The organism is Bacillus sp. JNUCC-21 (assembly GCF_041222765.1).
Classification (GTDB): Bacteria; Bacillota; Bacilli; order Bacillales; family Bacillaceae; genus Bacillus; species Bacillus velezensis.
Genome location: NZ_CP166019.1, coordinates 3,785,277 through 3,811,070, shown reverse-complemented (window position 1 = coordinate 3,811,070; position 25,794 = coordinate 3,785,277). Strand labels below are relative to the sequence as shown.

The 25,794-nt window shown below is 46.8% G+C and carries 33 protein-coding genes; 29 read left to right on the top strand and 4 right to left on the bottom strand.

Annotated features, from left to right (window positions below; translation table 11 throughout):
- Positions 1-83 precede the first annotated feature (83 nt).
- Complete coding sequence (locus JNUCC21_RS19380) at positions 84-1,040, top strand: AEC family transporter (RefSeq protein ID WP_007407608.1); 957 nt, start codon at positions 84-86, stop codon at positions 1,038-1,040.
- Positions 1,041-1,073: 33 nt separating this feature from the next.
- Here JNUCC21_RS19380 and racA read toward each other — a convergent pair whose 3' ends face one another.
- Positions 1,074-1,637, bottom strand: coding sequence for a chromosome-anchoring protein RacA (gene racA, locus JNUCC21_RS19375; protein ID WP_039063785.1), 564 nt, complete (start codon positions 1,635-1,637; stop codon positions 1,074-1,076).
- 109 nt (positions 1,638-1,746) lie between these two features.
- Positions 1,747-2,130, bottom strand: a complete 384-nt coding sequence (locus JNUCC21_RS19370) for a VOC family protein (protein WP_003151138.1) — start codon at positions 2,128-2,130, stop codon at positions 1,747-1,749.
- Positions 2,131-2,241: 111 nt separating this feature from the next.
- On the opposite strand from JNUCC21_RS19370, the gene prfA reads away from it, so the two are divergent.
- The 3 genes from prfA (at position 2,242) to JNUCC21_RS19355 (ending at position 4,523) form a co-directional block, all read left to right on the top strand.
- Positions 2,242-3,312, top strand: a complete 1,071-nt coding sequence (prfA, locus tag JNUCC21_RS19365; protein ID WP_003151139.1) for a peptide chain release factor 1 — start codon at positions 2,242-2,244, stop codon at positions 3,310-3,312.
- A 1-nt stretch (position 3,313) separates the two neighbouring features.
- Positions 3,314-4,174, top strand: a complete 861-nt coding sequence (gene prmC / locus JNUCC21_RS19360; protein ID WP_015240760.1) for a peptide chain release factor N(5)-glutamine methyltransferase — start codon at positions 3,314-3,316, stop codon at positions 4,172-4,174.
- Positions 4,175-4,244: 70 nt separating this feature from the next.
- Positions 4,245-4,523, top strand: a complete 279-nt coding sequence (locus JNUCC21_RS19355; protein WP_020954349.1) for a DUF5316 family protein — start codon at positions 4,245-4,247, stop codon at positions 4,521-4,523.
- Here the strand turns inward: JNUCC21_RS19355 and JNUCC21_RS19350 are convergent.
- A complete protein-coding gene (locus JNUCC21_RS19350; protein WP_003151143.1) occupies positions 4,510-4,884 on the bottom strand; it encodes a UPF0715 family protein in 375 nt (124 codons plus the stop codon). The genes JNUCC21_RS19355 and JNUCC21_RS19350 overlap by 14 nt on opposite strands.
- A 160-nt stretch (positions 4,885-5,044) precedes the next feature.
- Between JNUCC21_RS19350 and spoIIR the strand changes: the two genes are divergently transcribed.
- The 18 genes from spoIIR to JNUCC21_RS19260 all read left to right on the top strand — a co-directional run bounded on the left by spoIIR (position 5,045) and on the right by JNUCC21_RS19260 (position 19,221).
- A complete protein-coding gene (spoIIR, locus tag JNUCC21_RS19345; protein ID WP_015418420.1) occupies positions 5,045-5,725 on the top strand; it encodes a stage II sporulation protein R in 681 nt (226 codons plus the stop codon).
- Positions 5,726-5,795: 70 nt separating this feature from the next.
- Entirely contained in the window at positions 5,796-6,239 is a 444-nt protein-coding gene (locus JNUCC21_RS19340; protein ID WP_007407603.1) for a hypothetical protein, read from the top strand.
- A 156-nt stretch (positions 6,240-6,395) separates the two neighbouring features.
- Positions 6,396-7,436: an L-threonylcarbamoyladenylate synthase gene (locus tag JNUCC21_RS19335; RefSeq protein WP_080130569.1), complete on the top strand. Its 1,041-nt coding sequence runs from the start codon at positions 6,396-6,398 to the stop codon at positions 7,434-7,436.
- Between the two features lie 68 nt (positions 7,437-7,504).
- Positions 7,505-8,062: a manganese efflux pump MntP family protein gene (locus JNUCC21_RS19330; protein WP_015418417.1), complete on the top strand. Its 558-nt coding sequence runs from the start codon at positions 7,505-7,507 to the stop codon at positions 8,060-8,062.
- A gap of 73 nt (positions 8,063-8,135) precedes the next feature.
- The gene (locus tag JNUCC21_RS19325; RefSeq protein WP_007407600.1) at positions 8,136-8,591 is read left to right on the top strand and encodes a low molecular weight protein arginine phosphatase; all 456 of its coding nucleotides are present in this window, start codon (positions 8,136-8,138) and stop codon (positions 8,589-8,591) included.
- A gap of 133 nt (positions 8,592-8,724) precedes the next feature.
- A complete protein-coding gene (gene rpiB, locus JNUCC21_RS19320) occupies positions 8,725-9,174 on the top strand; it encodes a ribose 5-phosphate isomerase B (protein WP_003151149.1) in 450 nt (149 codons plus the stop codon).
- Between the two features lie 13 nt (positions 9,175-9,187).
- Positions 9,188-9,730, top strand: a complete 543-nt coding sequence (locus JNUCC21_RS19315) for a TIGR01440 family protein (RefSeq protein ID WP_007407598.1) — start codon at positions 9,188-9,190, stop codon at positions 9,728-9,730.
- Between the two features lie 147 nt (positions 9,731-9,877).
- Positions 9,878-11,125: a serine hydroxymethyltransferase gene (glyA, locus tag JNUCC21_RS19310; RefSeq protein ID WP_015240756.1), complete on the top strand. Its 1,248-nt coding sequence runs from the start codon at positions 9,878-9,880 to the stop codon at positions 11,123-11,125.
- 134 nt (positions 11,126-11,259) lie between these two features.
- Positions 11,260-11,889, top strand: a complete 630-nt coding sequence (gene upp / locus JNUCC21_RS19305; RefSeq protein WP_003151154.1) for a uracil phosphoribosyltransferase — start codon at positions 11,260-11,262, stop codon at positions 11,887-11,889.
- Positions 11,890-12,307: 418 nt separating this feature from the next.
- The gene (gene atpI / locus JNUCC21_RS19300; protein WP_003151155.1) at positions 12,308-12,691 is read left to right on the top strand and encodes an ATP synthase subunit I; all 384 of its coding nucleotides are present in this window, start codon (positions 12,308-12,310) and stop codon (positions 12,689-12,691) included.
- 7 nt (positions 12,692-12,698) lie between these two features.
- Positions 12,699-13,433: a F0F1 ATP synthase subunit A gene (atpB, locus tag JNUCC21_RS19295; protein ID WP_003151158.1), complete on the top strand. Its 735-nt coding sequence runs from the start codon at positions 12,699-12,701 to the stop codon at positions 13,431-13,433.
- A 45-nt stretch (positions 13,434-13,478) separates the two neighbouring features.
- On the top strand, positions 13,479-13,691 hold the full coding sequence (gene atpE / locus JNUCC21_RS19290) for a F0F1 ATP synthase subunit C (protein ID WP_003151167.1): 213 nt from the start codon (positions 13,479-13,481) through the stop codon (positions 13,689-13,691).
- A 142-nt stretch (positions 13,692-13,833) separates the two neighbouring features.
- Positions 13,834-14,346, top strand: coding sequence for a F0F1 ATP synthase subunit B (gene atpF, locus JNUCC21_RS19285; protein WP_003151168.1), 513 nt, complete (start codon positions 13,834-13,836; stop codon positions 14,344-14,346).
- Entirely contained in the window at positions 14,343-14,888 is a 546-nt protein-coding gene (locus JNUCC21_RS19280) for a F0F1 ATP synthase subunit delta (protein ID WP_003151169.1), read from the top strand. Before atpF ends, JNUCC21_RS19280 begins: the two co-directional genes overlap by 4 nt.
- A 16-nt stretch (positions 14,889-14,904) precedes the next feature.
- The gene (gene atpA / locus JNUCC21_RS19275; RefSeq protein WP_003151170.1) at positions 14,905-16,413 is read left to right on the top strand and encodes a F0F1 ATP synthase subunit alpha; all 1,509 of its coding nucleotides are present in this window, start codon (positions 14,905-14,907) and stop codon (positions 16,411-16,413) included.
- 75 nt (positions 16,414-16,488) lie between these two features.
- Positions 16,489-17,352, top strand: a complete 864-nt coding sequence (gene atpG / locus JNUCC21_RS19270; protein ID WP_025285409.1) for an ATP synthase F1 subunit gamma — start codon at positions 16,489-16,491, stop codon at positions 17,350-17,352.
- Positions 17,353-17,377: 25 nt separating this feature from the next.
- Positions 17,378-18,799 carry a F0F1 ATP synthase subunit beta gene (gene atpD / locus JNUCC21_RS19265; protein WP_003151173.1) on the top strand — a complete coding sequence of 474 codons (1,422 nt, stop codon included), beginning with the start codon at positions 17,378-17,380 and terminating at the stop codon, positions 18,797-18,799.
- A 23-nt stretch (positions 18,800-18,822) separates the two neighbouring features.
- Positions 18,823-19,221, top strand: a complete 399-nt coding sequence (locus JNUCC21_RS19260; protein ID WP_003151176.1) for a F0F1 ATP synthase subunit epsilon — start codon at positions 18,823-18,825, stop codon at positions 19,219-19,221.
- A gap of 44 nt (positions 19,222-19,265) precedes the next feature.
- On the opposite strand, the gene JNUCC21_RS19255 is transcribed toward JNUCC21_RS19260, so the two are convergent.
- Positions 19,266-19,736, bottom strand: coding sequence for a hypothetical protein (locus JNUCC21_RS19255; RefSeq protein ID WP_007407595.1), 471 nt, complete (start codon positions 19,734-19,736; stop codon positions 19,266-19,268).
- Between the two features lie 172 nt (positions 19,737-19,908).
- Between JNUCC21_RS19255 and JNUCC21_RS19250 the strand changes: the two genes are divergently transcribed.
- The 7 genes from JNUCC21_RS19250 (at position 19,909) to JNUCC21_RS19220 (ending at position 25,787) form a co-directional block, all read left to right on the top strand.
- Positions 19,909-20,139, top strand: a complete 231-nt coding sequence (locus tag JNUCC21_RS19250; protein WP_003151181.1) for a DUF1146 family protein — start codon at positions 19,909-19,911, stop codon at positions 20,137-20,139.
- Positions 20,140-20,280: 141 nt separating this feature from the next.
- Positions 20,281-21,021, top strand: coding sequence for a YwmB family TATA-box binding protein (locus tag JNUCC21_RS19245; protein WP_015418413.1), 741 nt, complete (start codon positions 20,281-20,283; stop codon positions 21,019-21,021).
- A 33-nt stretch (positions 21,022-21,054) separates the two neighbouring features.
- Positions 21,055-22,365, top strand: coding sequence for a UDP-N-acetylglucosamine 1-carboxyvinyltransferase (gene murA, locus JNUCC21_RS19240; protein ID WP_007614362.1), 1,311 nt, complete (start codon positions 21,055-21,057; stop codon positions 22,363-22,365).
- A 199-nt stretch (positions 22,366-22,564) separates the two neighbouring features.
- The gene (spoIID, locus tag JNUCC21_RS19235; RefSeq protein WP_064115298.1) at positions 22,565-23,596 is read left to right on the top strand and encodes a stage II sporulation protein D; all 1,032 of its coding nucleotides are present in this window, start codon (positions 22,565-22,567) and stop codon (positions 23,594-23,596) included.
- Positions 23,597-23,860: 264 nt separating this feature from the next.
- On the top strand, positions 23,861-24,547 hold the full coding sequence (locus tag JNUCC21_RS19230) for a VWA domain-containing protein (RefSeq protein ID WP_007407590.1): 687 nt from the start codon (positions 23,861-23,863) through the stop codon (positions 24,545-24,547).
- A gap of 309 nt (positions 24,548-24,856) precedes the next feature.
- Positions 24,857-25,537 (top strand): VWA domain-containing protein, encoded by a 681-nt coding sequence (locus JNUCC21_RS19225; RefSeq protein WP_012118657.1) that lies wholly within the window; start codon positions 24,857-24,859, stop codon positions 25,535-25,537.
- A gap of 85 nt (positions 25,538-25,622) precedes the next feature.
- Positions 25,623-25,787 (top strand): hypothetical protein, encoded by a 165-nt coding sequence (locus JNUCC21_RS19220; RefSeq protein ID WP_003151191.1) that lies wholly within the window; start codon positions 25,623-25,625, stop codon positions 25,785-25,787.
- Positions 25,788-25,794 lie beyond the last annotated feature (7 nt).

The window sequence follows — 25,794 nt, the reverse complement described above, 5'->3', positions numbered from 1 at the left end:
TTACGATTAATTTTACAGTCCGAGGGAAAGCTTTTATGTAAAGGCTAAAGTATACGGACATTAAGGATTTGGAGGAGAATATTTTGAGCTTCTTAGATATTTTAATCCTCCTGGCGCCGATCTTTTTCGTGATCGTGCTGGGATGGTTCGCAGGTCGCTTCGGAAGTTATGACGCGAAGTCAGCAAAAGGGGTAAGCACCTTAGTTACGAAGTACGCGCTTCCGGCGCATTTTATCGCTAGTATTTTAACCACTTCAAGAAGTGCGTTTTTATCACAGGTTCCTTTGATGGTCGCTTTGATCATTGGGATTGTCGGATTCTTTATCGTCATTCTGTTGGTTTGCAAATTTATCTTCAAGTATGATTTAACGAATTCATCTGTATTTTCTTTAAACTCTGCACAGCCGACATTTGCTTTTATGGGTATTCCCGTACTAGGAAGCTTATTCGGAGCAAGCGAAGTAGCGATTCCTATCGCCGTTACGGGTATCGTGGTTAACGCCATCCTTGACCCGCTTGCGATCATTATCGCTACTGTCGGTGAGTCATCTAAGAAAAAAGACACTGAAAACGAGAACTTCTGGAAAATGACTGGTAAGTCTATTCTTCACGGTCTTTCCGAACCGCTTGCGGCTGCACCGCTTATCAGTATCATTCTGGTACTCTGCGGTGTAACACTCCCTGGCTTGGGAGAAAAAATGCTTGATCAGCTCGGAAGCACAACATCAGGTGTTGCGCTCTTCGCCGTCGGTGTAACTGTCGGTATCCGCAACATTAAGCTCAGTCTGCCGGCTTTCGGTATCGCTTTGTTAAAAGTTGCCGTTCAGCCTGCGCTGATGTACTTGATCGCTCTTGCAGTCGGACTTCCGGCTGACCAGATCACTAAAGCGGTATTGCTCGTTGCATTCCCTGGATCTGCGGTAGCGGCGATGATTGCCACACGTTTCGAAAAACAAGAGGAAGAAACTGCGTCCGCGTTCGTGATCAGTGCGATTTTATCTCTCATCTCACTGCCGATCATCATTGCGCTGACTGCATAATGAAAAGCTCCCTGTTTCAGGGAGCTTTTTTGATTAGAATTGAAATTTAAAAGGCGAAAATCTCGTTTTTTTTCTGGGTTTCTTATGTTCTGAAGAAGCGGCTGTTTCTGAGAGGGGAGCTGTCTGGGCAAGTTCCTGGATGCGGGAGGCCAATGTCTGCAATTCGGTATTGAGGTCGTCAATTTCCCGTCTGTGCTGAAGAAGCTGATAAGACACCCCTTCATCCGCCTTTTGTTTCAGCTGGCGTTCAAGCTCCTCTATCCTTGAAAGCAGATGGTTCTCACCTTGTTTCTCTTTCGTGAGAATGTCCAGTTTGCGCTCCAGCTCTGCCAATCTTTGTTCAGCGCCGCCATTGATTTTCGGACGCTGCAAAATGAAGCCCGTCTGTTTTTTCGGCTGCCGGGGCACTTGAACGTCCAGAAGGGCAGTGCCTTCAGAAATTTGCCGTTTGACCGATTTCAGCACATCAAGATCCTCAGGTGTAAAGGAATAATGTCCGAGCTCATTCCGTTCAGCTGGAAGATTCAGCTGTTTGACCCACCTTTGCACCGTTTTTGCGGAGACGCCGAGCTCTTTCGCGGCCATGTTTGTATTCATGATCACATACCTCCTTTTTGCTAGGTATTCGACCATGAGGCGGCGTTCCCTTCATGTTAGACAAAACAAGAAGGAATTCGCCAAAGAAAGCGGCATTTCTTCAAAAAACTTACGCTTCATACAATTCAAGCGGAAGCTTGTCGGGATCAAAGAAAAAGGTAAACCGTTTCCCTGTCAGCGGATCGGTTCTGATTGGTTCTGTGCCGACGCCCTTTTCCTTTAACTCTCTGACGGCTGCTTCAAGATCGTTTACGGTGAAAGCGAGATGCCGGAGACCCGCGGCTTCCGGTCTGGTCGGCCGTTCGGGCGGATCGGGAAAGGAAAACAATTCAATCGCGTACGCGCCGTCCAGCGCAAGATCAAGTTTATAAGATTCCCGTTCCTTTCGGTATGTTTCTTTTATAATGCCGAAGCCGAGAATCTCGGTGTAAAAAGCTTTCGACTTTTCATAATCAGAGCATATGATTGCTATATGGTGGATGGATTTCAGCATATCCGCCCCTCCTTTTTTGCTTCAGTATAACAGAGGCGAATTGCTTTTGACTGGCGATAAGCCCTATACTATAATGAGAATGTTACGCACAGGAAAACAGAGGTGAAGACCGTGTTAGACCGTTTACAGTCAATTGAACAACGATACGAAAAATTAAATGAGCTTTTAAGTGATCCGGAAGTGGTCAACGATCCGAAAAAGCTTAGAGAATATTCGAAAGAGCAATCTGATATACAAGAAACCGTTGAAGTCTATAGACAATACAGAGACGCATCAGAACAGCTTGCCGATGCGAAAGCGATGCTTGAGGAAAAGCTTGATGCCGATATGAGAGAAATGGTGAAGGAAGAAATCTCCGAACTGCAGGGAGAGACGGAAACCTTATCAGAGCGTTTGAAAGTGCTCCTCATCCCGAAAGACCCGAACGATGACAAAAACGTAATCATGGAGATCCGCGGAGCAGCGGGCGGAGAAGAAGCCGCGCTGTTTGCGGGAAATCTCTACAGAATGTACTCCCGTTACGCCGAAATCCAAGGCTGGAAGACTGAAGTCATGGAAGCAAACGTGACCGGAACGGGCGGTTACAAAGAAATCATCTTTATGATTACGGGAAAAGGCGCATACTCCAAGCTGAAGTATGAAAATGGCGCGCACCGCGTACAGCGTGTTCCGGAAACGGAATCAGGCGGCCGTATTCATACATCCACGGCGACGGTGGCGTGTCTTCCTGAAGCGGAAGAAGTAGAAGTGGACATCCACGAAAAAGACATCCGCGTCGATACATTCGCATCAAGCGGACCGGGCGGACAAAGCGTAAACACGACAATGTCGGCCGTACGCCTGACGCATTTACCGACTGGTGTCGTCGTTTCCTGTCAGGATGAAAAATCTCAGATTAAAAACAAAGAAAAAGCGATGAAGGTGCTCCGCGCCAGAATCTATGACAAATTCCAGCAGGAAGCTCAGGCTGAATATGATCAGACCCGTAAATCAGCCGTCGGTTCAGGCGACCGTTCCGAGCGTATCCGCACATACAATTTCCCGCAAAACCGTGTGACGGATCACCGCATCGGCCTGACGATTCAAAAGCTGGATCAAATCCTGGAAGGCAAGCTTGATGAAGTGGTTGAAGCGTTAATCGTAGAAGACCAGTCAAGCAAGCTCCAGCAGGCGGAAAATTAAGATGAAGACCGTTTTTGAAGCCCTAAGCTGGGCTTCTTCTTATTTAACCGAAGCGGGAAGAGAAAAAAACGCGGCCGAGCTGCTGTTGTTAAATGATACCGGAATGGATCGGAGCAAACTTCTCGCAAGTCTGCAGGAGCCCGTCGGCGAGGACGAGCTTTATCGATTCAGACGGCACGTGGAGATGCATAAAGAAGGTATTCCGATTCAATATATTATCGGGAAAGAACAGTTTTACGGCAGGGAATTTTTTGTGAATGACGATGTTCTCATTCCGCGTCCGGAAACGGAAGAAGTCGTCTTTCATCTGCTGGACAGACAGAAGCGGGCATTTTCCGAGGCAGAACGACTGAACGTCATTGATATCGGTACGGGGAGCGGAGCCATTGCGGTGACGCTCGCGCTTGAATGCGGACATTTTTCAGTATCGGCTTCGGATATTTCAAAAGAAGCGCTGCAGGTGGCGGAAAGAAATGCGCAAAACCTCGGAGCGGACGTCTGTTTTTTGCAGGGAGATCTGTTAACTCCTTTTATTTCATCAGGGAAAAAAGCGGATATTATTGTTTCCAATCCGCCGTATATTTCTGAAGAAGAAATGGCGGATTTGTCGGATATCGTCCGTTTCCATGAGCCGCTTCATGCTCTTACGGACGGCGGTGACGGTTTGAAATTCTACAAGCGGTTTATGGAGGAGCTGCCTCTTGTCATGAAAGATAAAGCGCTTGTCGTCTTTGAAATCGGATATAATCAGGGGAAAGCCGTGAAAGACCTGTTCCGTCATTCCTTTCCGAATGCGGAAGTGGAAGTCGTACAGGACATCAACGGAAAAGACAGAACCGTATCCGCGGTCATCACATCATGAAAAAAGCCCGCCGGTGACGCACACGGCGGGCTTTTGTTACAATGGAAAGAAAATGAAAGGGGCATCCGCCTTGAAAAAAGCGTTCGCCTTCGGATGTATACTCGCCGCCGCAGCTTATGCGGCGGGGTTTGTTCTGCCGTTTGGCGTTGATATCATTTTCGGCGCCGTTACGGCTGTTCTTATCGTCACAGCGATCATCGTTTCCGGGTTGGCCGTAAGCGGAGCGGAGCAGCGGGCCAATTATCATTCTGAAACAGAAGAAGGACGGCACGCCCGTTTAAAGATGGCCGCCGTTTTCTTTTGCGCCGCTCTCCCTTCAGCCGGCTGTCTGCTGATTACGCTTCTGTAGCCGGATTTTGTCTTTGCAGCAATACGGAATCCCATACCCAATAGACGACGGCTGTTAAAACCGCAAAGATATAAAAGGCTGAATTAGAAAACAGAGATTGGCCTGACGGCTGCAAAAGACCGAAGATGATCCCGTTTGCAATGAATGACACCCCTAGATAATAAAGAAAATACAGCGGATGAAATCTCTTCGGCTTTTTATTCAGAAAGTATTGAAGCGGCAGCGCAAAAATCAAATAAGGAAACAAAAAATAAAACGCCATCGAAATGAAAGCCGCGATAATGAATTGATGAACATACAAAATAGAATAAATGACAGACATACATGCCGCCGACAGCAGCACGGTATAATTATATTTCATCTGAAAACCTCCTATCAAAATAATATCGTACCATATTTTGAATCTGTCAATGCAGATTATCAGCTTGCTAGATTTTTTTCTTCCCGCCGGTTTAAACCTTTTCCGTCATGTCCATAATGGGACTAGATAAAAAAAGCACGGAGAGGAACGGTGGGGACCGATGAAACAGACAATGATGATCTGCATATATATTTTTCTTTTATTATCAGGAGCGCTTGCGGGTTTGACAAAAGAAGAAACGGCGCGGGCATCAGCCGATGAGCCCGTCGTCATACCGGATGAAGCGATCCGGCTCAGAATTTTGGCCAACAGTGATAACGATGAGGATCAAAAGCTCAAGCGCCAGATCAGAGATGCTGTAAACAAGCAAATCACGGACTGGGTGAAAGATATCACTTCCATTGAAGAAGCGCGGCGGCTCATTCGTTCGAAGCTTCCTGAAATTAAAGAAATCGCCAAACAAACGATGAAAGAAAAGGGTGCGCATCAATCCGTTTCAGTTCAATTCAATAAAATCTCGTTTCCGACAAAGCTCTACGGCAATATGGTCTATCCGGCCGGAAAATATGAAGCGATTTTAATTACACTCGGCAATGGCGAGGGCGCCAACTGGTGGTGCGTCTTGTTTCCGCCGCTGTGCTTCCTTGATTTCTCAAACGGCGAAGCGGTGAAAGATCAGGAAGAGGGCGGACAGAAGCAGGAAGAAACGCAGAAACAGACTAAAAAAGTGCTGGATGACGTAAAAGCAAAGGCTGATAAAGCGAAGAAAGAAAATAAAGATGACGATGATACCGAAGTGAAGTTTTTCCTCGTCGATTGGATTTCAGATCTATTTTCCTGAAGTAAAAGGCATAAATCCGGATTCGATTCATAGATTGGAAGAAAGAGTTGATCGAAACGGAGGGAAATATATGTTTTATCAGCTGAGAGTGGCAAGAGATCAAGATACGGAGGCGCTGGAGGCCTTTTTGAAAAAGGCTGATACGGCACATGCGGAAATCGATCAGCAGATCAGCCGGTTTATCGTACTGGAAGACAGCGAAAAAATGATTGCCGCCTGTCTCGGGATCGAAAAATTCAGCGGCGGAAAAGGGCTTCTCCGTTCACTCGTCATGTCGGACAGGCTGAATCAAAGCCATATCGTTACACTGTTTCAAAGTATGGATGTGCTGTGCAAAAAACATGAGATTCAAGATGTCTACTTAGTCGCCAATCAGCCCTCATCTGCTGAGTTTCTGAATGTGATGGGATTTGAAGCGTGCGCCGATGCGCCTGATGAACTGTATACGTCCGAACATTTCCGCAACTCGTTATGCACAGAAGGTTCGTTTTTAATGGTGAAAACCTCTGCCTGATCTAACTTATACACAAGGTTATCCACTTATTAAAAAGTGTTGTCCACAGTTTGTGGATAACACTTGTTTTATTAAAGGACATCTTTTATACTTTCAAAAGGAATACACGAGAGAAAATAAAGTTTTACCGCTTTAAAATAAGGAGTTTGGTTATACATGAAAACAAGAAGATGGTTTGTGGATTGTTCCGCAGAATTATCCACAACCGATCCCCAGATTACACAAGCCGCGGAATTGCTGCGGCAGAATGAGGTTGTGGCTTTTCCGACAGAAACCGTTTACGGACTGGGCGCTAACGCTGAAAATACGGAAGCCGTAACGAAAATATATGAGGCGAAAGGAAGGCCGAGCGATAACCCGCTGATTGTGCATATATCCCATATCAGCCAGCTTGATCGTTTTATCAGCCATATTCCTGAGACGGCGAAAAAGCTTATGAAGCTATTCTGGCCGGGGGCGCTGACCCTTGTTCTGCCGTGTAAGCCCGGTGTGCTGTCACCCCGTGTCACCGCGGGACTTGAGACGGTAGCGGTCAGAATGCCTGATCATCCGGCAGCATTAGCCCTCATCAGCTCGGCCGGACTGCCGATCGCCGCGCCGAGCGCCAATTTATCAGGAAAACCGAGCCCGACGAAGGCCGAGCATGTAGCCCATGATTTAAACGGCCGCATTGCCGGTATTGTGGACGGCGGCGCGACGGGAATCGGAGTGGAATCAACCGTTCTGTCCTGTACGGGGAAACAGCCCGTGCTGCTTCGTCCGGGCGGCGTGACAAAAGAGCAGATTGAATCCGCCGCCGGTCCGGTTCTTGTGGATAAAGGGCTGACCGAAGAAGATGAGGTTCCTATTTCTCCCGGTATGAAATATACACATTACGCGCCTTCTGCGCCGATGGCTATTGCCGACGGCGGCGCCCGGAGAATTCAAGAACTGGCAGACGCATATAAAAGCCGGGGGAAACGAATCGGCATTCTGACAACAGAAGAGAACGCCGATAGTTACCAGGCTGATTATATCAAGGTCTGCGGCAGACGCGCCGACCTTGAAACAGTGGCGTCCGCCTTATACGATGCGCTCCGCAGCTTTGATGAAGCGGAAGTGGACATGATTATTTCTGAGTCCTTTCCCGATACCGGAGTGGGGCTTGCCATTATGAACAGGCTGATGAAAGCCGCAGGCGGCACCGTTATCCATTAACTTGTTCTACCCCTTATCGGACATGCATAAGCTAAACAAGCGGGCACGTCCAAGGGGGTTTTTATTTCATGTCGAATCTATTCATCGGGGAACTTGTCTCCTTAAGCATCATGGCATTTGCTTTGGGGACGGATGCCTTTTCCGTCGGGCTCGGAATGGGAATGATTCAGCTGAAGAAAAAACAGATTTTTCATATAGGGGTTGTCATCGGGCTGTTTCATGTCATGATGCCGCTTGCGGGAATGGCGGCCGGGCATCTGCTGTCCGGTTTTTTGGGGATGCTCGCCGTTTACATCGGCGGATCTCTTCTTTTCATTTTAGGGGTGCAGATGATCATCGCCGCGTTTAAACAATCAGACGGGCCGCTCATATCTCCGGCAGGCTCGGGACTGTTGCTGTTTGCGGTCGGTGTCAGTCTGGACAGCTTTTCTGTCGGGCTCAGTCTCGGGATGAACGGTTCCAATCCGTTTCTGGCCGTTACGCTGTTCGGGGTCTTCAGCACCGTTTTAACATGGGCGGGCCTTTTGGCGGGAAGAAAGGTGCAGTCGTGGCTCGGCTCCTACAGCGAAGCGCTTGGCGGAGCCATTTTGATCGGATTCGGATTGAAACTGCTTTTACCGATATAAGATACGTAAAAAAAGAAACGAAGATGCCGTTTCTTTTTTCTTCATTTATAATAGGCAGTAAGAGGTGACGGACATGAAAATAATCTTTGTTTGTACAGGCAATACGTGCCGCAGTCCCATGGCTGAGGCTCTTTTTAAATCCATTGCAGAAACGAAAGGGCTGGACGTCAGCGTAAGTTCGGCCGGCGTATTCGCGTCTCCGAACGGAAAAGCGTCAGCCCATGCCGTAGAAGCGCTGTTTGAAAAACGGATCGCTCTCAATCACAGTTCATCTCCCTTATCGGAAGAACATATCGAGACGGCTGATCTGGTGCTGGCGATGACGGAACAGCACAAACAGCTGATTGAAGGCCGATATCAAAACAGTCAGGGCAAAGTCTTTACCATTAAAGAATACGTAACGGGAGAAAACGGCGATATCTCTGACCCGTTCGGCGGTCCGCTTGATGTTTATAAACAAACGCGGGACGAACTGGAGGAGCTGCTGACCCTTTTGGCTGATCAATTGCTTGACGGAAAAAGCAAGTAATCTGTCAGAAAATCTGCAAACAGGTCATTTGCAAAACGAATGTGAAAGAGTAGAATGAAATCAACGGATTTCGTAATAAAAAGGACAAGCACACTGGGCTGTCTTCGCCCAGCCACACCTAGGAGGTAAATGAATGAAAGTAGCTATTGCGTCAGATCACGGCGGCGTCCATATCCGCGAAGAAATAAAAAGTCTTTTGGATGAATTGCAGATTGAATACATTGATATGGGCTGTGAATGCGGCGCCGGCTCTGTCGATTATTCAGACTACGCTTTTCCGGTAGCGGAAAAAGTGGTGAACGGCGAAGCTGACAGGGGAATTTTAATTTGCGGCACAGGCATCGGCATGAGCATCTCCGCAAATAAGGTAAAGGGCATACGCTGTGCGCTTGCCCATGACACCTTCAGCGCAAAAGCGACGCGTGAACACAATGACACGAATGTTCTTGCGATGGGCGAACGCGTCATCGGCCCGGGGCTGGCGCGCGAAATCGCAAAAGTCTGGCTGACGACTGAATTTACGGGCGGCCGCCACGAACGGCGGATCGGCAAAATCGCAGATTACGAAGAAAAAAATCTGTAAGAGGTGCTGGACAATGGAAGAGATGAAGCAAAAATGGACGGACATGCTGACTGAGTTTCAAGAGCAGGCAGGACTGACGGACGGCAGTCTGCTGGTGATCGGGTGCAGTACAAGTGAAGCCGCCGGAAGCCGGATCGGCACCGCCGGAAGCGGGGATTGGGCTGAATTGATATACGGCGGACTTAACCGGTTTAAGGAAAAAACGGGTGTGCATCTTGCTTTTCAATGCTGCGAGCATTTAAACAGGGCGCTTGTCATTGAAGCGGAAACGGCCGAGCGGTTCAGGCTCCCCATTGTTTCAGCCGTCCCCGTCCCGAAAGCGGGCGGAGCAATGGCCTCTTATGCATACCGGCAGATGCGTTCTCCCGTGCTCGCTGAATCGATTCAGGCTGACGCCGGGATTGACATCGGTGATACGTTCATCGGCATGCATCTGAAACCCGTTGCCGTCCCTGTCCGGATATCAAGCCGTGAGCTTGGAGAAGCACATGTGACGATGGCCCGGACAAGGCCGAAGCTGATAGGCGGAATTCGCGCCGTTTATGAATGCGAATGATGAAAATACTTTTCCTGTATAATGTTCGTGTTTTCTAATTAAATTTTGTGATTTTTTTAAATAAGCTGTTACATTCACCTGAAAAACCATGTACAATAAGGGTGGTAAAAATAAAGAACAGGAAACGGATAGGAGAGGATCTCGCTGATGAAACATTTACCTGTACAAGACAAACAAGTGTTTAACGCCATCAAAGATGAGCGTAAGCGTCAACAGACTAAGATCGAATTAATTGCTTCTGAAAACTTCGTGACGGAAGCGGTAATGGAAGCACAAGGCTCTGTTTTAACAAACAAATATGCTGAAGGCTACCCCGGCAAACGCTACTACGGCGGCTGTGAGCATGTTGATGTCGTTGAGGACATCGCCCGCGACCGCGCGAAAGAGATTTTCGGAGCTGAGCATGTAAACGTTCAGCCGCACTCAGGCGCTCAAGCGAACATGGCTGTTTACTTCACGATTTTAGAGCACGGCGACACGGTGCTCGGGATGAACCTCTCCCACGGCGGCCACTTAACACACGGAAGCCCGGTTAATTTCAGCGGCGTTCAATACAACTTTGTAGAATACGGAGTCGATAAAGACACGCAATATATAGATTATGAAGATGTGCGTGAAAAAGCGCTGGCGCATAAGCCGAAACTCATCGTTGCCGGAGCGAGCGCGTACCCCCGCACGATCGACTTTAAAAAATTCCGCGAAATCGCTGATGAAGTCGGCGCTTACTTCATGGTAGACATGGCGCATATCGCGGGTCTTGTCGCAGCCGGTCTTCATCCGAATCCGGTTCCTTACGCTGACTTTGTAACGACAACGACTCACAAAACACTTCGCGGACCCCGCGGAGGAATGATCCTTTGCCGTGAAGAGTTCGGCAAAAAGATTGATAAATCCATTTTCCCGGGAATCCAAGGCGGACCGCTTATGCATGTCATCGCGGCCAAAGCCGTTTCTTTCGGAGAAGTGCTTGAAGATGATTTCAAAACATATGCGCAAAACGTCATCTCGAACGCGAAGCGCCTGGCTGAGTCTCTGAACAAAGAGGGCATTCAGCTCGTATCAGGCGGAACGGATAACCACCTTGTGCTTGTCGACCTCCGTTCTCTCGGACTGACCGGAAAAGTCGCTGAACACGTTCTTGATGAAATCGGCATTACATCTAATAAAAACGCGATCCCTTACGATCCGGAAAAACCGTTCGTCACAAGCGGAATCCGTCTCGGTACGGCAGCTGTGACAAGCCGCGGCTTTGACGGTGACGCGCTTGAAGAAGTCGGCGCCATCATCGGCCTCGCGCTGAAACATCATGAAGACGAAGCAAAACTTGAAGAAGCGAGACAGCGCGTATCTGCCTTGACTGAAAAGTTTCCTTTATATAAAGAACTAGGCTATTAATAAGGAAGAAACCCGCCGGAACCTTAATCCGGCGGGTTTTTTTATGATTTTCTTGAAACTGTTTGTCTTTTTCTGTAGAATCAATAGAAGTGTGAAAAAGTCACTCGGACAACAAAAAAGGAGCTGAACACAGTATGGGAAAGGTTTACGTATTTGATCATCCTTTAATCCAGCATAAGCTGACATATATTCGGAATGAAAATACAGGCACAAAGGATTTCAGAGACCTTGTGGACGAAGTCGCGTCACTGATGGCGTTTGAAATTACACGTGATCTTCCTCTTAAAGAAGTGGAAGTGAAAACACCTGTTCAAACAGCGACTTCCAAAGTGATTTCAGGGAAGAAACTCGGTATCGTGCCGATCCTGAGAGCGGGTCTCGGAATGGTTGACGGCATGCTGAAATTAATCCCGGCCGCTAAAGTGGGACATGTCGGATTATACCGTGATCCGGAAACCTTAAAACCGGTGGAATACTATGTCAAGCTTCCTTCTGATGTAGAAGAACGCGAATTTATTGTCGTGGATCCGATGCTTGCTACGGGAGGTTCTGCGGTGGAAGCGATAAACAGCCTGAAAAAGCGCGGCGCGAGAAACATTCGTTTTATGTGTCTTGTAGCGGCTCCGGAAGGCGTGGAAGAGCTGCAGAAACATCATTCTGACGTTGATATTTACATCGCAGCCCTTGATGAAAAACTGAATGAAAAAGGCTATATCGTTCCGGGCCTCGGTGACGCGGGTGACAGACTGTACGGAACCAAATAAATCGGAAAACCTCATTCAGGGGGTTTTCTTTTTTTATCCAGATATTTGCTGAATGGGCAGACTTCATACATTTATAGGTGAATTTGTGAACATTCTGTGTATGCTTTCGGTATAAAAAGTTTTTTAACTTTAAACAGATTGACACATGTTAGGGGCTATTGTATGCTAAACGAGGGTATTATGAGAAGGTTTTCATTCCTTTCATTTCTAGTATCCATCCTCATTTTAAATCCTCCAAAAAACCCGTTATATGAGGATTTATCTAAGCGAATGAAACAGCATCCCGTGGCATCAGGAGGATGAGTGGTTTTTTCGAACAGGCCGTTTTGCGGACAAAAAAGGCCTTCTGCAAGGGTTAACCGCATGTTTTGCCGTATCCAGGAATTATATTACATTTTCATCAGGAGACAGATAGTTGATGGACGATCCCAATCTTACATTCAGCAGACAACGGAGATATGTATTTGTAATCTTAGCAATCTATTTGCTGGGATATGGTCTTACGGCGTATAAAACTGTTTTTTTAGGCCTCTTTTTGGGAACTGTTTTCAGTTTGTTTAATTTGTGGCTCTTGACCAGAAGAATGAATGCTTTTGACAAGGCCGTGGCGAAAGGAAAGTCCATACGATCACTCGGGAGCGCAGCGCGTTGGTGCAATGCGATACTTGCGATGGCTGTCGCCTTTAAATATCCCGATAAAGTCAGTGTGGCAAGTGTGATTATTGGATTAATGACAATTTATCCCGTCATTATGATAGATTCCATTATTCAGCTCAAACGTTCATCAATGGAAGAGAGGTGAAAACCCATTGAATCACGATTACAGAACTATTGATTTGTTTGGTCTTACTTTTAATCTGACAAACATTCTGATGATTACTGTGGCAAGTGTGATTGTGCTGCTGATTGCGATTCTCACTACGAGAACGCTGTCCATCCGTCCGGGAAAAGCCCAGAACTTCATGGAATGGATTGTTGATTTTGTCCGCAATATTATAGGCAGTACAATGGATTTAAAAACAGGGGCTAACTTCTTGGCGCTTGGTGTAACCTTGCTGATGTACATATTTGTATCAAATATGCTGGGGCTGCCGTTTTCTGTAACGGTCGGACACGAGCTTTGGTGGAAATCACCGACGGCCGATCCGGCTATTACTCTGACTCTAGCCGTTATGGTTGTGTCGTTAACGCACTATTACGGCGTGAAGATGAAAGGTTTGAAGGAATACTCTAAGGATTACCTCAGACCGGTTCCGCTTATGTTCCCGATGAAGATCATTGAGGAGTTTGCGAATACGCTGACACTCGGACTTCGTCTTTACGGTAACATTTTCGCCGGGGAAATTCTTCTTGGCCTGCTTGCGAATCTGGCGACGAATTTCTACTCAAACAGTTTCTTTCTCGGTTTGGTCGGCACAGTCGGAGCCATTATTCCGATGCTTGCATGGCAGGCGTTCAGCTTGTTCATCGGTACCATCCAGGCATTTATCTTTACGATGCTGACGATGGTGTACATGTCACACAAAATCAGTCATGATCATTAAAATCATATATCCATTCGGATAACATTTTAAAGGAGGAACTTTTTCATGAATTTAATAGCAGCTGCAATTGCAATCGGTTTAGGTGCACTTGGTGCAGGTATTGGTAACGGTCTGATCGTTTCACGTACGGTAGAGGGAATTGCCCGTCAGCCGGAAGCAGGAAAAGAACTTAGAACTCTTATGTTCATGGGTATCGCATTGGTTGAGGCCCTTCCGATTATCGCTGTCGTTATCGCGTTCTTAGCGTTCTTTGGCTAAGCAAAAAAGCCTTATATGAACTAAAAATGGCGAAGATCACTCTAAGAGAACCTTCGCCATTGCTTTATGTCTGATAAGCAGGCCGTCCCGAAACGGCTTTTTATCAGCAGAGAAAACCTGCAGAAGGGAGTTGCCGTAGTAGATGTCTCAATTACCTCTTGAATTAGGACTGTCGTTTAACGGCGGAGATATCCTATTCCAATTGTTAGCTATGCTAGTTTTATTAGCGCTTCTCAAGAAATTCGCTCTTGGACCGCTATTAAATATAATGAAACAGCGTGAAGATCATATCGCCGGCGAAATTACGTCCGCTGAAGAAAGAAATAAAGAAGCGCAGAAGCTGATTGAAGAGCAGCGCGTTCTTTTAAAAGAAGCGAAACAGGAATCACAATCACTCATTGAAAATGCGAAAAAACTGGGTGAAAAGCAGAAGGAAGACATTATCCAGGCTGCACGCGCCGAGTCTGAAAGATTGAAAGAAGCGGCGAGAACCGAAATTGTCAAAGAAAAAGAACAAGCGGTTTCCGCACTTCGCGAGCAAGTCGCATCACTTTCTGTCTTAATCGCATCGAAAGTGATTGAAAAAGAGCTTGATGAACAAGCCCAGGAACAACTGATTCAGGACTATCTTAAAGAGGTAGGAGAAAGCCGATGAGTGGATCTGCTGTCTCTAAACGATACGCGTCAGCGCTTTTCGACATTGCCGTTGAGACTTCTCAAATCAATGAAATCGAAGAAGAGCTTACCGTGCTAAAAGAAGTGTTTCGGAACGAAGCCGGATTACAGGAAGTGTTAAGCCATCCGAAGGTATCGGCCGCTAAGAAAAAAGAGCTGATTCAGCAATCGTTCGGCGCACTGTCTGAGTCTGTGCTGCATACGATTTTTCTTCTGATTGACCGCCGCCGGTCTTCGATTGTGCCTGATCTCACAGACGAGTTTATCAAACTTGCCAATCAGGCCCGTCAGACAGAGGACGCGGTTGTTTATTCAGTAAAACCGCTGTCAGAAGCGGAAATGTTATCATTGTCTCAAGTGTTTGCAAAAAAAGCCGGAATCGCTTCGCTCAGAATCAGAAATGAAGTGCAGACGGATTTAATAGGCGGCATTAAAGTCCGCATTGGAAACCGGATTTATGACGGAAGCGTAAGCGGAAAGCTTGAGCGCATGGAACGTCAACTTGCCGGAGGAAATCGATAGAAGGGGTGAAACCTAAGTGAGCATCAAAGCTGAAGAGATTAGCACGCTGATAAAGCAGCAAATTCAAAATTACCAATCTGAAATTGAAGTTCATGACGTAGGTACAGTCATCCAAGTCGGAGACGGTATTGCGCGTGTGCACGGCCTTGACAATTGTATGGCCGGTGAACTTGTTGAGTTTTCAAACGGCGTTTTGGGTATGGCTCAAAACCTTGAAGAATCCAACGTAGGTATCGTTATCTTAGGACCTTACAGAGATATCCGTGAAGGTGATGAGGTCAAAAGAACGGGCCGCATCATGGAAGTTCCTGTAGGTGAAGAATTAATCGGACGTATCGTCAACCCGCTCGGACAGCCGGTAGACGGACTGGGTCCGATTCTGACAAGCAAAACACGTCCGATCGAAAGCCAGGCTCCAGGCGTAATGGACCGTAAATCGGTACATGAGCCGCTGCAAACGGGTATCAAAGCGATCGATGCGTTAATTCCGATCGGCCGCGGACAGCGTGAGCTGATTATCGGTGACCGTCAGACAGGTAAAACATCTGTTGCGATTGATACAATCTTAAACCAAAAAGATCAAGACATGATCTGTGTGTACGTAGCGATCGGTCAAAAAGAATCTACAGTGCGCGGCGTAGTGGAAACACTTCGTAAGCATGGCGCGCTTGATTACACGATTGTCGTGACAGCGTCCGCTTCACAGCCGGCTCCGCTTCTGTACCTTGCACCGTATGCAGGGGTGACAATGGGTGAAGAATTCATGTACAACGGCAAGCACGTTCTCGTCGTATATGATGATTTATCCAAACAAGCGGCCGCTTACCGTGAGCTGTCATTGCTTCTTCGCCGTCCGCCGGGCCGTGAAGCATTCCCCGGGGATGTATTCTATCTTCACTCCCGTCTGCTTGAGCGCGCAGCTAAGCTGAGTGACGCAAAAGGCGCAGGATCAATTACGGCGCTGCCGTTCGTCGAAACACAAGCAGGAGATATCTCCGCTTATATCCCGACAAACGTCATTTCCATTACTGACGGACAGATTTTCCTTCAATCCGACCTATTCTTCTCAGGCGTGCGTCCTGCGATCAATGCCGGATTATCCGTATCCCGTGTCGGCGGATCAGCCCAAATCAAAGCGATGAAAAAGGTAGCGGGAACTTTGCGTCTTGACCTGGCTTCATACCGTGAACTTGAAGCGTTCGCCCAATTCGGATCTGATCTTGACCAGGCGACTCAGGCGAAACTGAACCGCGGTGCGCGTACAGTTGAAGTGCTGAAACAAGACTTGAATAAACCGCTCCCGGTTGAAAAACAGGTAGCCATTCTTTATGCGCTGACAAAAGGATATCTTGATGATATTCCGGTTGCGGATATCAGACGTTTTGAAGAAGAGTACTACATGTACCTTGATCAAAACCATAAAGATCTGCTTGACGGCATTGCGAAAACAGGAAACCTTCCTGCTGATGAAGACTTCAAAGCTGCAATCGAAGGCTTCAAACGCACATTTGCACCAAGCAACTAACCCTTAGAAGATGAGAGAAAAAGGTTCTCTTTTTCTCTCTTTTTACGCAAATGAAGAATAAAGGTGGTGAAATCTTTGGCCTCATTACGCGATATTAAGTCAAGGATCACGTCAACGAAAAAAACAAGCCAGATTACAAAAGCCATGCAGATGGTATCCGCTGCGAAGCTGAACCGTGCGGAAACCAACGCGAAGTCATTTGCTCCGTATATGGATAAGATCCAGGAGGTTGTGTTTAACGTCGGAAAAGGCGCGAAAAACGCGAAACACCCGATGCTTGTCTCAAGAGAAGTGAAAAAGACGGCGTATCTCGTCATTACGTCTGACCGCGGGCTTGCGGGTGCGTTTAACAGTTCGGTTTTGCGAAACGCTTACCGCACCATTCAAGAACGCCATCAGTCTAAAGATGAATACACGGTGATTGCAATCGGCAGAGTCGGCCGCGATTTCTTCAAAAAACGGGAAATGCCGATTTTGTCTGAGTTAGTGGGGCTTGGCGACGAGGTCACTTTTGCTCAGATTAAAGATTTGACCCGTCAGACGGTTCAAATGTTTATCGACGGCGCTTTTGATGAACTGCATTTGGTGTATAACCATTTCGTCAGTGCGATTTCACAGGAAGTGACGGAGAAAAAAGTGCTGCCTTTAACGGATTTCGGAACGAGCAGCGGGAAGCGCACGGCTTCTTACGAGTTCGAACCGGATGAAGAAGAGGTGCTCGAAGTGCTGCTTCCTCAATATGCGGAAAGCTTAATTTACGGCGCGCTTCTTGACAGTAAAGCAAGTGAACACGCTGCGAGAATGACAGCAATGAAAAATGCGACTGATAATGCGAAAGAACTCATTGATTCACTTTCGCTTTCATATAACCGCGCGCGTCAAGCGGCGATTACACAAGAAATTACCGAAATTGTCGGCGGTGCAGCCGCTTTAGAATAGAAAGATTTTGTCAGGAGGGATAGCGATGAAGAAAGGACGCGTAAGTCAGGTGCTTGGACCGGTTGTCGACGTACGTTTCGAGGACGGCCACTTGCCTGCGATTTATAATGCGATTAAAGTTTCACAGCCAGCTACAGGCGAAAATGAAGTAGGCATCGACCTAACGCTAGAGGTTGCTCTTCATTTAGGCGATGATACAGTCCGTACAATTGCCATGGCATCTACGGACGGAATTCAGCGCGGAATGGAAGCTGTTGATACAGGTGCGCCAATTTCCGTTCCTGTCGGTGATGTGACTCTCGGACGCGTATTTAACGTACTGGGAGATAAAATTGATTTAAATGAACCGCTGCCTGCGGATGCTCAAAAGGACCCGATCCACAGATCAGCTCCTTCATTCGATGAGCTTTCAACTGAGGTTGAAATTCTTGAAACGGGAATTAAGGTTGTTGACCTGCTCGCTCCTTACATCAAGGGCGGTAAAATCGGATTGTTCGGCGGCGCCGGCGTAGGTAAAACCGTATTAATCCAGGAATTAATCAACAACATCGCGCAAGAGCACGGCGGTATTTCCGTATTCGCCGGTGTAGGAGAGCGTACTCGTGAAGGGAACGACCTTTTCTACGAAATGAGCGATTCAGGCGTTATCAAGAAAACAGCCATGGTCTTCGGACAAATGAACGAGCCGCCGGGCGCACGTATGCGTGTAGCACTGACGGGGCTTACAATGGCTGAGCATTTCCGTGATAAACAAGGACAGGACGTACTGTTCTTTATCGATAACATTTTCCGTTTCACACAAGCGGGTTCAGAGGTTTCCGCGCTTCTCGGCCGTATGCCTTCTGCGGTTGGTTATCAGCCGACGCTTGCGACAGAAATGGGTCAGCTTCAAGAGCGTATTACGTCTACAAACGTTGGTTCAGTTACATCTATCCAGGCGATCTACGTGCCTGCCGATGACTATACTGACCCGGCTCCGGCGACAACGTTCGCTCACTTGGATGCGACGACTAACCTTGAGCGTAAATTAACTGAAATGGGTATCTACCCTGCGGTTGATCCGCTGGCTTCCACTTCCCGCGCGCTTGCTCCGGAAATTGTCGGAGAAGAGCATTATGCGGTGGCGCGTGAAGTCCAGTCAACGCTTCAGCGTTACAAAGAACTTCAGGATATTATCGCGATTCTCGGTATGGACGAATTAGGTGAAGAAGACAAGCTTGTCGTTCACCGCGCACGCCGTATCCAGTTCTTCCTTTCTCAAAACTTCCACGTAGCTGAGCAGTTTACGGGACAAAAGGGTTCTTACGTGCCTGTTAAAGAAACGGTACGAGGCTTTAAAGAAATCCTTTCCGGTAAATATGACCATCTTCCGGAAGATGCATTCCGTCTTGTGGGACGCATTGAAGAAGTCATTGAGAATGCAAAAGAGATGGGTGTAGAAGTTTAATCTGGTCCTAGGAGGGTAAAAGCATGAAGACCGTTAAAGTCAATATCGTTACTCCCGACGGCCCAGTATATGATGCTGATATTGAAATGGTAAGTGTAAGAGCCGAGAGCGGTGATCTCGGTATCTTGCCTGGCCATATTCCGACCGTGGCTCCGCTTAAAATCGGCGCTGTCCGCCTTAAAAAAGACGGACAGACCGAATTGGCGGCTGTCAGCGGCGGATTTTTAGAAGTCCGTCCTGATCAGGTCACTATCCTTGCACAAGCCGCTGAAACAGCGGAAAGCATTGATAAAGAGCGCGCCCTTGCTGCGAAAAAGCGGGCGGAAGACCGTTTGAACAAACGATCAGATGATACTGACATTCGTCGGGCTGAGCTTGCGCTACAGCGGGCTGTAAACAGATTGGATGTTGCAGGAAACTAAAAAAGAATCCTTCTCGGCTGTCTGAGAAGGATTCTTTTTCTATATTAACGCATAAGAGATTCATAGACGCCGATAAGCGGATGATCCTCTTCTTTTTGCAGATATAAATGTTCGCAGCAGTTGTCGGTGTGCCACGTTTTGTTTCCTCTCCGCACACCCGTCGTATAAGCGCCGTCCGTATACGGATAAGGTTTGACGACCCATTCGGCATCGTCATGGTGTCTGATGGCGCAATCGATGACATACACGCTGAGCATTTTCTCAAATTCGTCAATCGGCAGGTTCCAATCCGCCAAAAGCAGCTCTTGTATGCTGCGGAAGTAAAGAGCTTCCACTTCCAGCAGGCTGCCGCGTGAATAATCAAGAGAAATGTTGAAAAACTGACATAATTCTTTCAGTTCCTCTGTTTGAGACTGTCTATAATCATAGTAGAATGCTATCGCTTCCCACTCGTGGTCAAATACGGGAAGTGTTTCTCCATACTGCTTTTCCGGATGAAAAAAGGAATGATTCATATTCCCATCTCCTTTCCAAAAAAGTATATCATGCCGGAGAACGGACATTTAAGCGGGGATTGCCCCTAATTTTGGATAAAAATTCTGATGTAAAAATGATCATCTTTCTCTCTTCTTCTTATATAATAAGAGAGGATATGAGGGGCGGAAAAAATGAAAGGAGATGGAATTTGTGAATGTATTGGGGCAGCAGGCCGCAATCAGCATCCTGGTTCACCTGGTATGCATTGCGGTGACATGGTGGGCGCTTCAGGCCGTCAACTTTGATCCGCTGATCCGAAAAGGAAAAATAGTGCAGGCGAGGCTGCTGATCATTCTTCTTACCATTGCGATCGGTACGGCAGTCGCCAACTTCTTTTTAGATTATCTTACCTATTCGAAACAGCTTCCATACTTATTTTAAGATGTTTCGTCTGTTGAAATGAAGGGAATCGCTGGGTGAGAAACCAATTTTTCTTCACCCGCTTGGCGAGTTTTGACGAAGTTTTCCATGTATCGCTTTCCCCGGCTCCGGCAAAAATGGGAGTAAGGGGGAGAGATCGATATGAAGAAAAAAAGAGCAGGCCGCATCATCTTATTTTTTGTTTTTTTAAGCGCCTTAATAGCGGTATTTCATTCCATTCATGCAAGTGAGCTGTCTCCGCTTGCCCAGATTGCCGAAGGAATGGAGCGGCAGCAGGTCACTGTAGATGAATGGACGCTTCATGCGAAAGAAAATCTGAACCTGTCACTGAGTGAATTTGATGACAAGGTAAAAGAACTGAAGACGCAGTATCCGCAATATCATTGGGAATCCGCGCGGGAAGATAAAATCGTAAAGGCCGTCGGCACGTATTCTGACAAAAAAAATCACACAACTTTTAAACTGCAGCTCGTCACTACCCTCAAAAACCAGAACCCAACTTCGTATTTATTATATGAGCAAATGAGCCCGGAGCAACCGGAAAACTGGAATGATACATATGAACAGTTTGAACGGCAGGCACATGACATATTTCAAAATAAAGTATTTATTTTTACTTGTCTAAAGGGTCATTTAAATGATAATATGAGTATTGTTTTGCAAAAAAAAGCAGAACAGCTCATGAAAGAATTTGAAGCAAGTCCAGTTGAACATGTAGTTGAGCCTCATTTCGTTTCTGTTTCTGCATTTACATATAAGTGGACAGATTACATCATGACATCGAAACATAAGATGAATGTGCAAGTTGCGCTTAGAAGTGCGGGAATGGGCGAAAAACATACCGTTACGGTTGGCACACCAATCGTGACGACTGAATATTAATATAGAGAATATAGGGACGCGGAGGGGAATACCTTGGAAAAAATCATCGTCCGCGGCGGTCAGAAGTTAAACGGCACAGTGAAAGTTGAAGGAGCAAAAAATGCCGTTTTACCAGTTATCGCTGCATCTTTATTAGCAAGTGAAGAAAAAAGCGTAATATGTGATGTACCTACGCTCTCCGATGTATATACAATTAATGAAGTGTTGCGTCATTTAGGAGCAGATGTGCATTTTGAGAATAATGAAGTTACCGTAAACGCTTCTTACGCTTTAGAAACAGAAGCACCTTTTGAATATGTGCGCAAAATGCGTGCGTCAGTGCTTGTTATGGGCCCTCTGTTAGCCCGTACGGGTCATTCAAGAGTAGCGCTTCCGGGCGGCTGCGCAATCGGCTCAAGACCGATTGATCAGCATTTAAAAGGCTTTGAAGCAATGGGTGCAAAAATCAAAGTAGGCAACGGCTTTATTGAAGCAGAAGTAGAAGGCCGTCTGCAGGGCGCAAAAATCTATTTAGATTTCCCAAGTGTGGGTGCGACAGAAAACTTGATTATGGCAGCTGCTTTAGCTGAAGGAACAACAACGCTTGAAAACGTGGCAAAAGAGCCTGAAATCGTTGACTTAGCGAACTATATCAATGCGATGGGCGGAAAAATCCGCGGAGCCGGCACAGGCACCATTAAAATTGAAGGTGTCGAGAAGCTTCACGGCGTAAGACACAACATCATTCCTGACCGTATTGAAGCGGGTACTTTCATGGTTGCTGCGGCTATCACGGAAGGAAATGTATTAGTCAAAGGTGCGGTTCCTGAGCATCTTACGTCTTTAATTGCGAAGATGGAAGAAATGGGAGTCAAAATTACGGATGAAGGAGAAGGCCTTCGTGTCATCGGTCCTGCCCAGCTGAAGCCGATCGACATTAAAACGATGCCTCACCCAGGATTCCCGACTGATATGCAGTCGCAAATGATGGCGCTGCTTCTCCGTGCGAGCGGAACAAGCATGATTACTGAAACTGTGTTTGAAAACCGTTTTATGCATGCTGAAGAATTCCGCCGGATGAATGGCGACATTAAAATTGAAGGACGTTCTGTGATCATTAACGGTCCTGTACAGCTGCAAGGCGCAGAAGTTGCCGCTACGGACCTGCGTGCGGGCGCGGCGCTGATTCTTGCGGGATTAGTGGCTGAAGGTCATACACGCGTCACGGAACTGAAGCACTTGGATCGCGGTTATGTGAATTTCCATCAAAAACTTGCGGCTCTCGGCGCTGACATCGAGCGTGTCGTTGATGAAACGGCCGCTGAACAAGAAAGCAAAGAAGTCGTAACTGACCTAAACGCATAATGGCTGTAAAAACAGTATGTCAATCTGGCATACTGTTTTTTTATGGTTTATCATCATTATTATGCTCTGATTTCCAAAAAAGAATACGTTTTTCGCGTGAAAAATGGAATAAAGATTCTGTCCAAAAGGAAGTCATATTAGCTTGTCCCTGCCCATAAGATGAAGTAGAGTCGAATCCCAAGCAGGAGGCAGCTGATATATGAAACCGATTGTATTTCTACTATCCGGGCTGTGTATACTTATTCTTCTAGTCCCCACCATTCTCGTCCTTCCGTTTCAGGCAGAAAAAGGAGCAGCCGTAAACAGAGAGCCCGGACACAAAACAGCACACACCACACGAGAAACAAAAGGAGCAGAAACATTGAAAGAATCACCTGTATCCATTCCGGTTTATCGGACATCCAATCATTCTGTAGAAAACATTCCGCTTGAAGAGTACGTGATCGGTGTCGTGGCTTCCGAAATGCCCGCAGATTTTAAACCGGAGGCCTTAAAAGCCCAGGCGCTCGCCGCCCGGACATTCATCGTCAGACTGATGGTCGCTGACTCAGCCGTCCAGGCGCCGAAAGGATCACTGGTGGATGATACGCAAATGTTCCAAGTCTATCAAAGCAAAAGCCAGCTGAAAAAAGAATGGGGTTCTAAGTACGCACACAACCTCAAGAAAATCACAAACGCGGTGGCCGGCACGCAAGGAAAGATTTTAACGTACGATAACAAGCCGATTGAGGCATCTTTCTTCTCTACGAGTAACGGGTATACGGAAAATGCGGAAGCCTATTGGACAAGCGCCATTCCTTATTTAAAAAGCGTGAAAAGTCCGTGGGATAAGCAATCGCCGAAATATCTTGCCACCCAGACCTTCAGTGTGCCGGAGTTTCAGCAAAAGCTCGGCGTACAGCTCTCGGGACAAAACACGGTGGGACAGATTACAGCCAGAACGCCGGGCCATCAAGTGGCAACGGCCGTCATAAACGGCAAAAAGCTGAAAGGACGAGACATCCGGGAAAAACTCGGACTCCGTTCTGCCGACTTTGAATGGAAACGAAACGGCGGCAGCATCACAATTACGACAAAAGGATTCGGCCACGGCGTCGGCATGAGCCAGTACGGGGCCAATTACATGGCGGAGCAGGGAAAATCAGTGGCGGACATCGTCAAGCATTATTATCAGGGAGTGGACATTTCCGAAGCAGATTCATTTTTAAACAAATATATGGCGAAAAAATAGACGCTTTCATGAGCGTCTGTTTTTTTGAAAACTATTCCATAAACGGTAAAGCAACCAACAGACTCATATAACGAAAGCCTAAAGGCTGACAAATGTCGATTGAAGGCTGAGCGCCGGGTGTAAATCACTGATAAAAATGCCGCTTCTATGTGAATATACGCAAAAATAATGAGGAACGCCGTCCTATTTATTTCCCTTTTCATCTCATTTACGATAAATATTGTTCGGCGTTGAACGTAAATCTATTGAAAAGGGGAAAAAGCAATGAAAAAAACATTTTCACTCATACTCATGCTCGGATTGATGCTGACTGCTGCATCTCCTGCTTTTGCTGCCGAGAATGCAAACGAGAAGACTCTTTCATTTAAAAACAATACCGCCATTTTACTTGATGCGAGCGGCAGTATGGCAAAACGGATTGACGGTGTTTCTAAATACAACATGGCAAAAGAAGAAATTGTCCGTTTTGCGGATCAAATTAAATCTAAATCACAGGTCAGAATGACGGTTTTCGGTTCGGAAGGCAATAATAAAAACTCCGGAAAGGTTCAATCTTGTGAATCCATTCGCGGTGTGTACGGATTCCAAAGGTTTGACAGACAGAGCTTCCTTAACTCTCTTAACGGAATCGGGCCTACGGGCTGGACACCGATTGCAAAAGCATTAGAGGATGCGAAGGCTTCCTTTACCGGTTTGCACAAACTTGGCAGTAAATCCGTTTTCCTGTTGACGGACGGCGAGGAGACATGCGGAGGAGATCCTGTTAAGACAGCGAAAGAACTTCGCAAACAGCATATTAAAGTCAACGTGATCGGCTTTGACTTTAAGGAAGGCTTCAACGGCCAGCTTCACGAGATTGCCAAAGCGGGCGGAGGAAAATATTACGAAGCTCACAGCCAAAAGGATATGAACCGCATCTTTACAATGGCAGCGAGTTCATTAGCGGAATAAGAAAAGGTGCCGTTTATCGGCCCTTTTTTTTATTTTTATTTAACAAAAATTTCAAGAAAAGGTGAAGAGAAAACTGTAAAAAGAATCAGATTCCGGACTTATATTACAAAAAGGGCGAAAAAGGCATTAAATCTGTCATCATTTATCCAATCTTTTTAGGATGATGCGCATAATTCTGTTCATTTTTAACGGCGTACAGCCGCTTATACAAAAGGAATCCCGCCCTATATCTTTTTGCATACACGTCATCTAGCATAGAGAAGAGCCGGGGGCCCATCGGCCAAAAACAAACGGAGAGGAATGAAGGAAATGAAAAAAATGTTCACTGCGGGGATTGTCGGACTTTTGACGCTTTCACTCGGATCACCTGTTTTTGCAGCTGAGAAAAAGCACGAAGAAACAAACGTTGCTGTGCTGTTTGATGCAAGCGGAAGCATGATACAAAAAACAGGGGGAGAGCGTAAAATAGATGTTGCGAAAGAGTCTGTCACTTCTTTTGCGGAAGTTCTTCCTGAAGACACGAATCTGATGCTTCGGGTATTCGGGCATAAGGGCAATAATAAAAACTCAGGCAAAGCCGTATCATGTAATGCGACAGAAACGTTATACGGCCTTCAGCCGTACGCCGTGACTCCATTTGAGCAATCACTCAGCAAGATTAAACCGACCGGCTGGACACCGATTGCGAAAGCGCTTTCTGATACGCGTGAAGAATTTGAGCGGGCCGGCGCCACAGGGAAAAACGTCGTATATCTGATCACAGACGGTGAAGAAACATGCGGCGGTAATCCTCAGGCCGAAATTCAAAAGCTCCGTAAAGCGAACGTCAACACGATCGTCAATATCATCGGCTTCAACTTCGGCATGAAAGGAAGCGAAAGCCTTGAAAAAGCGGCGGAAGCGGGAGGCGGCACATATGTCTCAGCTGACAGCGCGGACGAGTTCAAACAGGCTTGGGAAGACGCTGCAAAGGATTTAGCAAAAGAATAGGTTAAAAAAAGACGCCCGCGCGGCGTCTTTTTTGTTTAGAAAACGGAACCGCGGGAATGATACGGATAAAAGGAGATGAACGCTGTTGTTAAAAGGAGCAGGCATTATATTAGTGCTGGCGGCAGTCGTTTTTGTTCTGATCGGAATTTTTCTGAAGCTTGCCGCCTTCATATTCGTCAGTATATTGGCCATTATCGCCGCAGTTATCTTATTCACCATTCTGAGCAGACATCATCGCAATGAAACATAGAGTCCTA

Bases quoted from the DNA above. Each gene is read 5' to 3' on its own strand.
- racA (WP_039063785.1), bottom strand. From the start codon at position 1,637: ATGAATACAAACATGGCCGCGAAAGAGCTCGGCGTCTCCGCAAAAACG.
- JNUCC21_RS19370 (WP_003151138.1), bottom strand. From the start codon at position 2,130: ATGCTGAAATCCATCCACCATATAGCAATCATATGCTCTGATTATGAA.
- prmC (WP_015240760.1), top strand. From the start codon at position 3,314: ATGAAGACCGTTTTTGAAGCCCTAAGCTGGGCTTCTTCTTATTTAACC.
- JNUCC21_RS19350 (WP_003151143.1), bottom strand. From the start codon at position 4,884: ATGAAATATAATTATACCGTGCTGCTGTCGGCGGCATGTATGTCTGTC.
- spoIIR (WP_015418420.1), top strand. From the start codon at position 5,045: ATGAAACAGACAATGATGATCTGCATATATATTTTTCTTTTATTATCA.
- JNUCC21_RS19340 (WP_007407603.1), top strand. From the start codon at position 5,796: ATGTTTTATCAGCTGAGAGTGGCAAGAGATCAAGATACGGAGGCGCTG.
- JNUCC21_RS19335 (WP_080130569.1), top strand. From the start codon at position 6,396: ATGAAAACAAGAAGATGGTTTGTGGATTGTTCCGCAGAATTATCCACA.
- JNUCC21_RS19330 (WP_015418417.1), top strand. From the start codon at position 7,505: ATGTCGAATCTATTCATCGGGGAACTTGTCTCCTTAAGCATCATGGCA.
- JNUCC21_RS19325 (WP_007407600.1), top strand. From the start codon at position 8,136: ATGAAAATAATCTTTGTTTGTACAGGCAATACGTGCCGCAGTCCCATG.
- rpiB (WP_003151149.1), top strand. From the start codon at position 8,725: ATGAAAGTAGCTATTGCGTCAGATCACGGCGGCGTCCATATCCGCGAA.
- JNUCC21_RS19315 (WP_007407598.1), top strand. From the start codon at position 9,188: ATGGAAGAGATGAAGCAAAAATGGACGGACATGCTGACTGAGTTTCAA.
- glyA (WP_015240756.1), top strand. From the start codon at position 9,878: ATGAAACATTTACCTGTACAAGACAAACAAGTGTTTAACGCCATCAAA.
- upp (WP_003151154.1), top strand. From the start codon at position 11,260: ATGGGAAAGGTTTACGTATTTGATCATCCTTTAATCCAGCATAAGCTG.
- atpI (WP_003151155.1), top strand. From the start codon at position 12,308: ATGGACGATCCCAATCTTACATTCAGCAGACAACGGAGATATGTATTT.
- atpE (WP_003151167.1), top strand. From the start codon at position 13,479: ATGAATTTAATAGCAGCTGCAATTGCAATCGGTTTAGGTGCACTTGGT.
- atpF (WP_003151168.1), top strand. From the start codon at position 13,834: ATGTCTCAATTACCTCTTGAATTAGGACTGTCGTTTAACGGCGGAGAT.
- JNUCC21_RS19280 (WP_003151169.1), top strand. From the start codon at position 14,343: ATGAGTGGATCTGCTGTCTCTAAACGATACGCGTCAGCGCTTTTCGAC.
- atpD (WP_003151173.1), top strand. From the start codon at position 17,378: ATGAAGAAAGGACGCGTAAGTCAGGTGCTTGGACCGGTTGTCGACGTA.
- JNUCC21_RS19260 (WP_003151176.1), top strand. From the start codon at position 18,823: ATGAAGACCGTTAAAGTCAATATCGTTACTCCCGACGGCCCAGTATAT.
- JNUCC21_RS19255 (WP_007407595.1), bottom strand. From the start codon at position 19,736: ATGAATCATTCCTTTTTTCATCCGGAAAAGCAGTATGGAGAAACACTT.
- JNUCC21_RS19245 (WP_015418413.1), top strand. From the start codon at position 20,281: ATGAAGAAAAAAAGAGCAGGCCGCATCATCTTATTTTTTGTTTTTTTA.
- spoIID (WP_064115298.1), top strand. From the start codon at position 22,565: ATGAAACCGATTGTATTTCTACTATCCGGGCTGTGTATACTTATTCTT.
- JNUCC21_RS19230 (WP_007407590.1), top strand. From the start codon at position 23,861: ATGAAAAAAACATTTTCACTCATACTCATGCTCGGATTGATGCTGACT.
- JNUCC21_RS19225 (WP_012118657.1), top strand. From the start codon at position 24,857: ATGAAAAAAATGTTCACTGCGGGGATTGTCGGACTTTTGACGCTTTCA.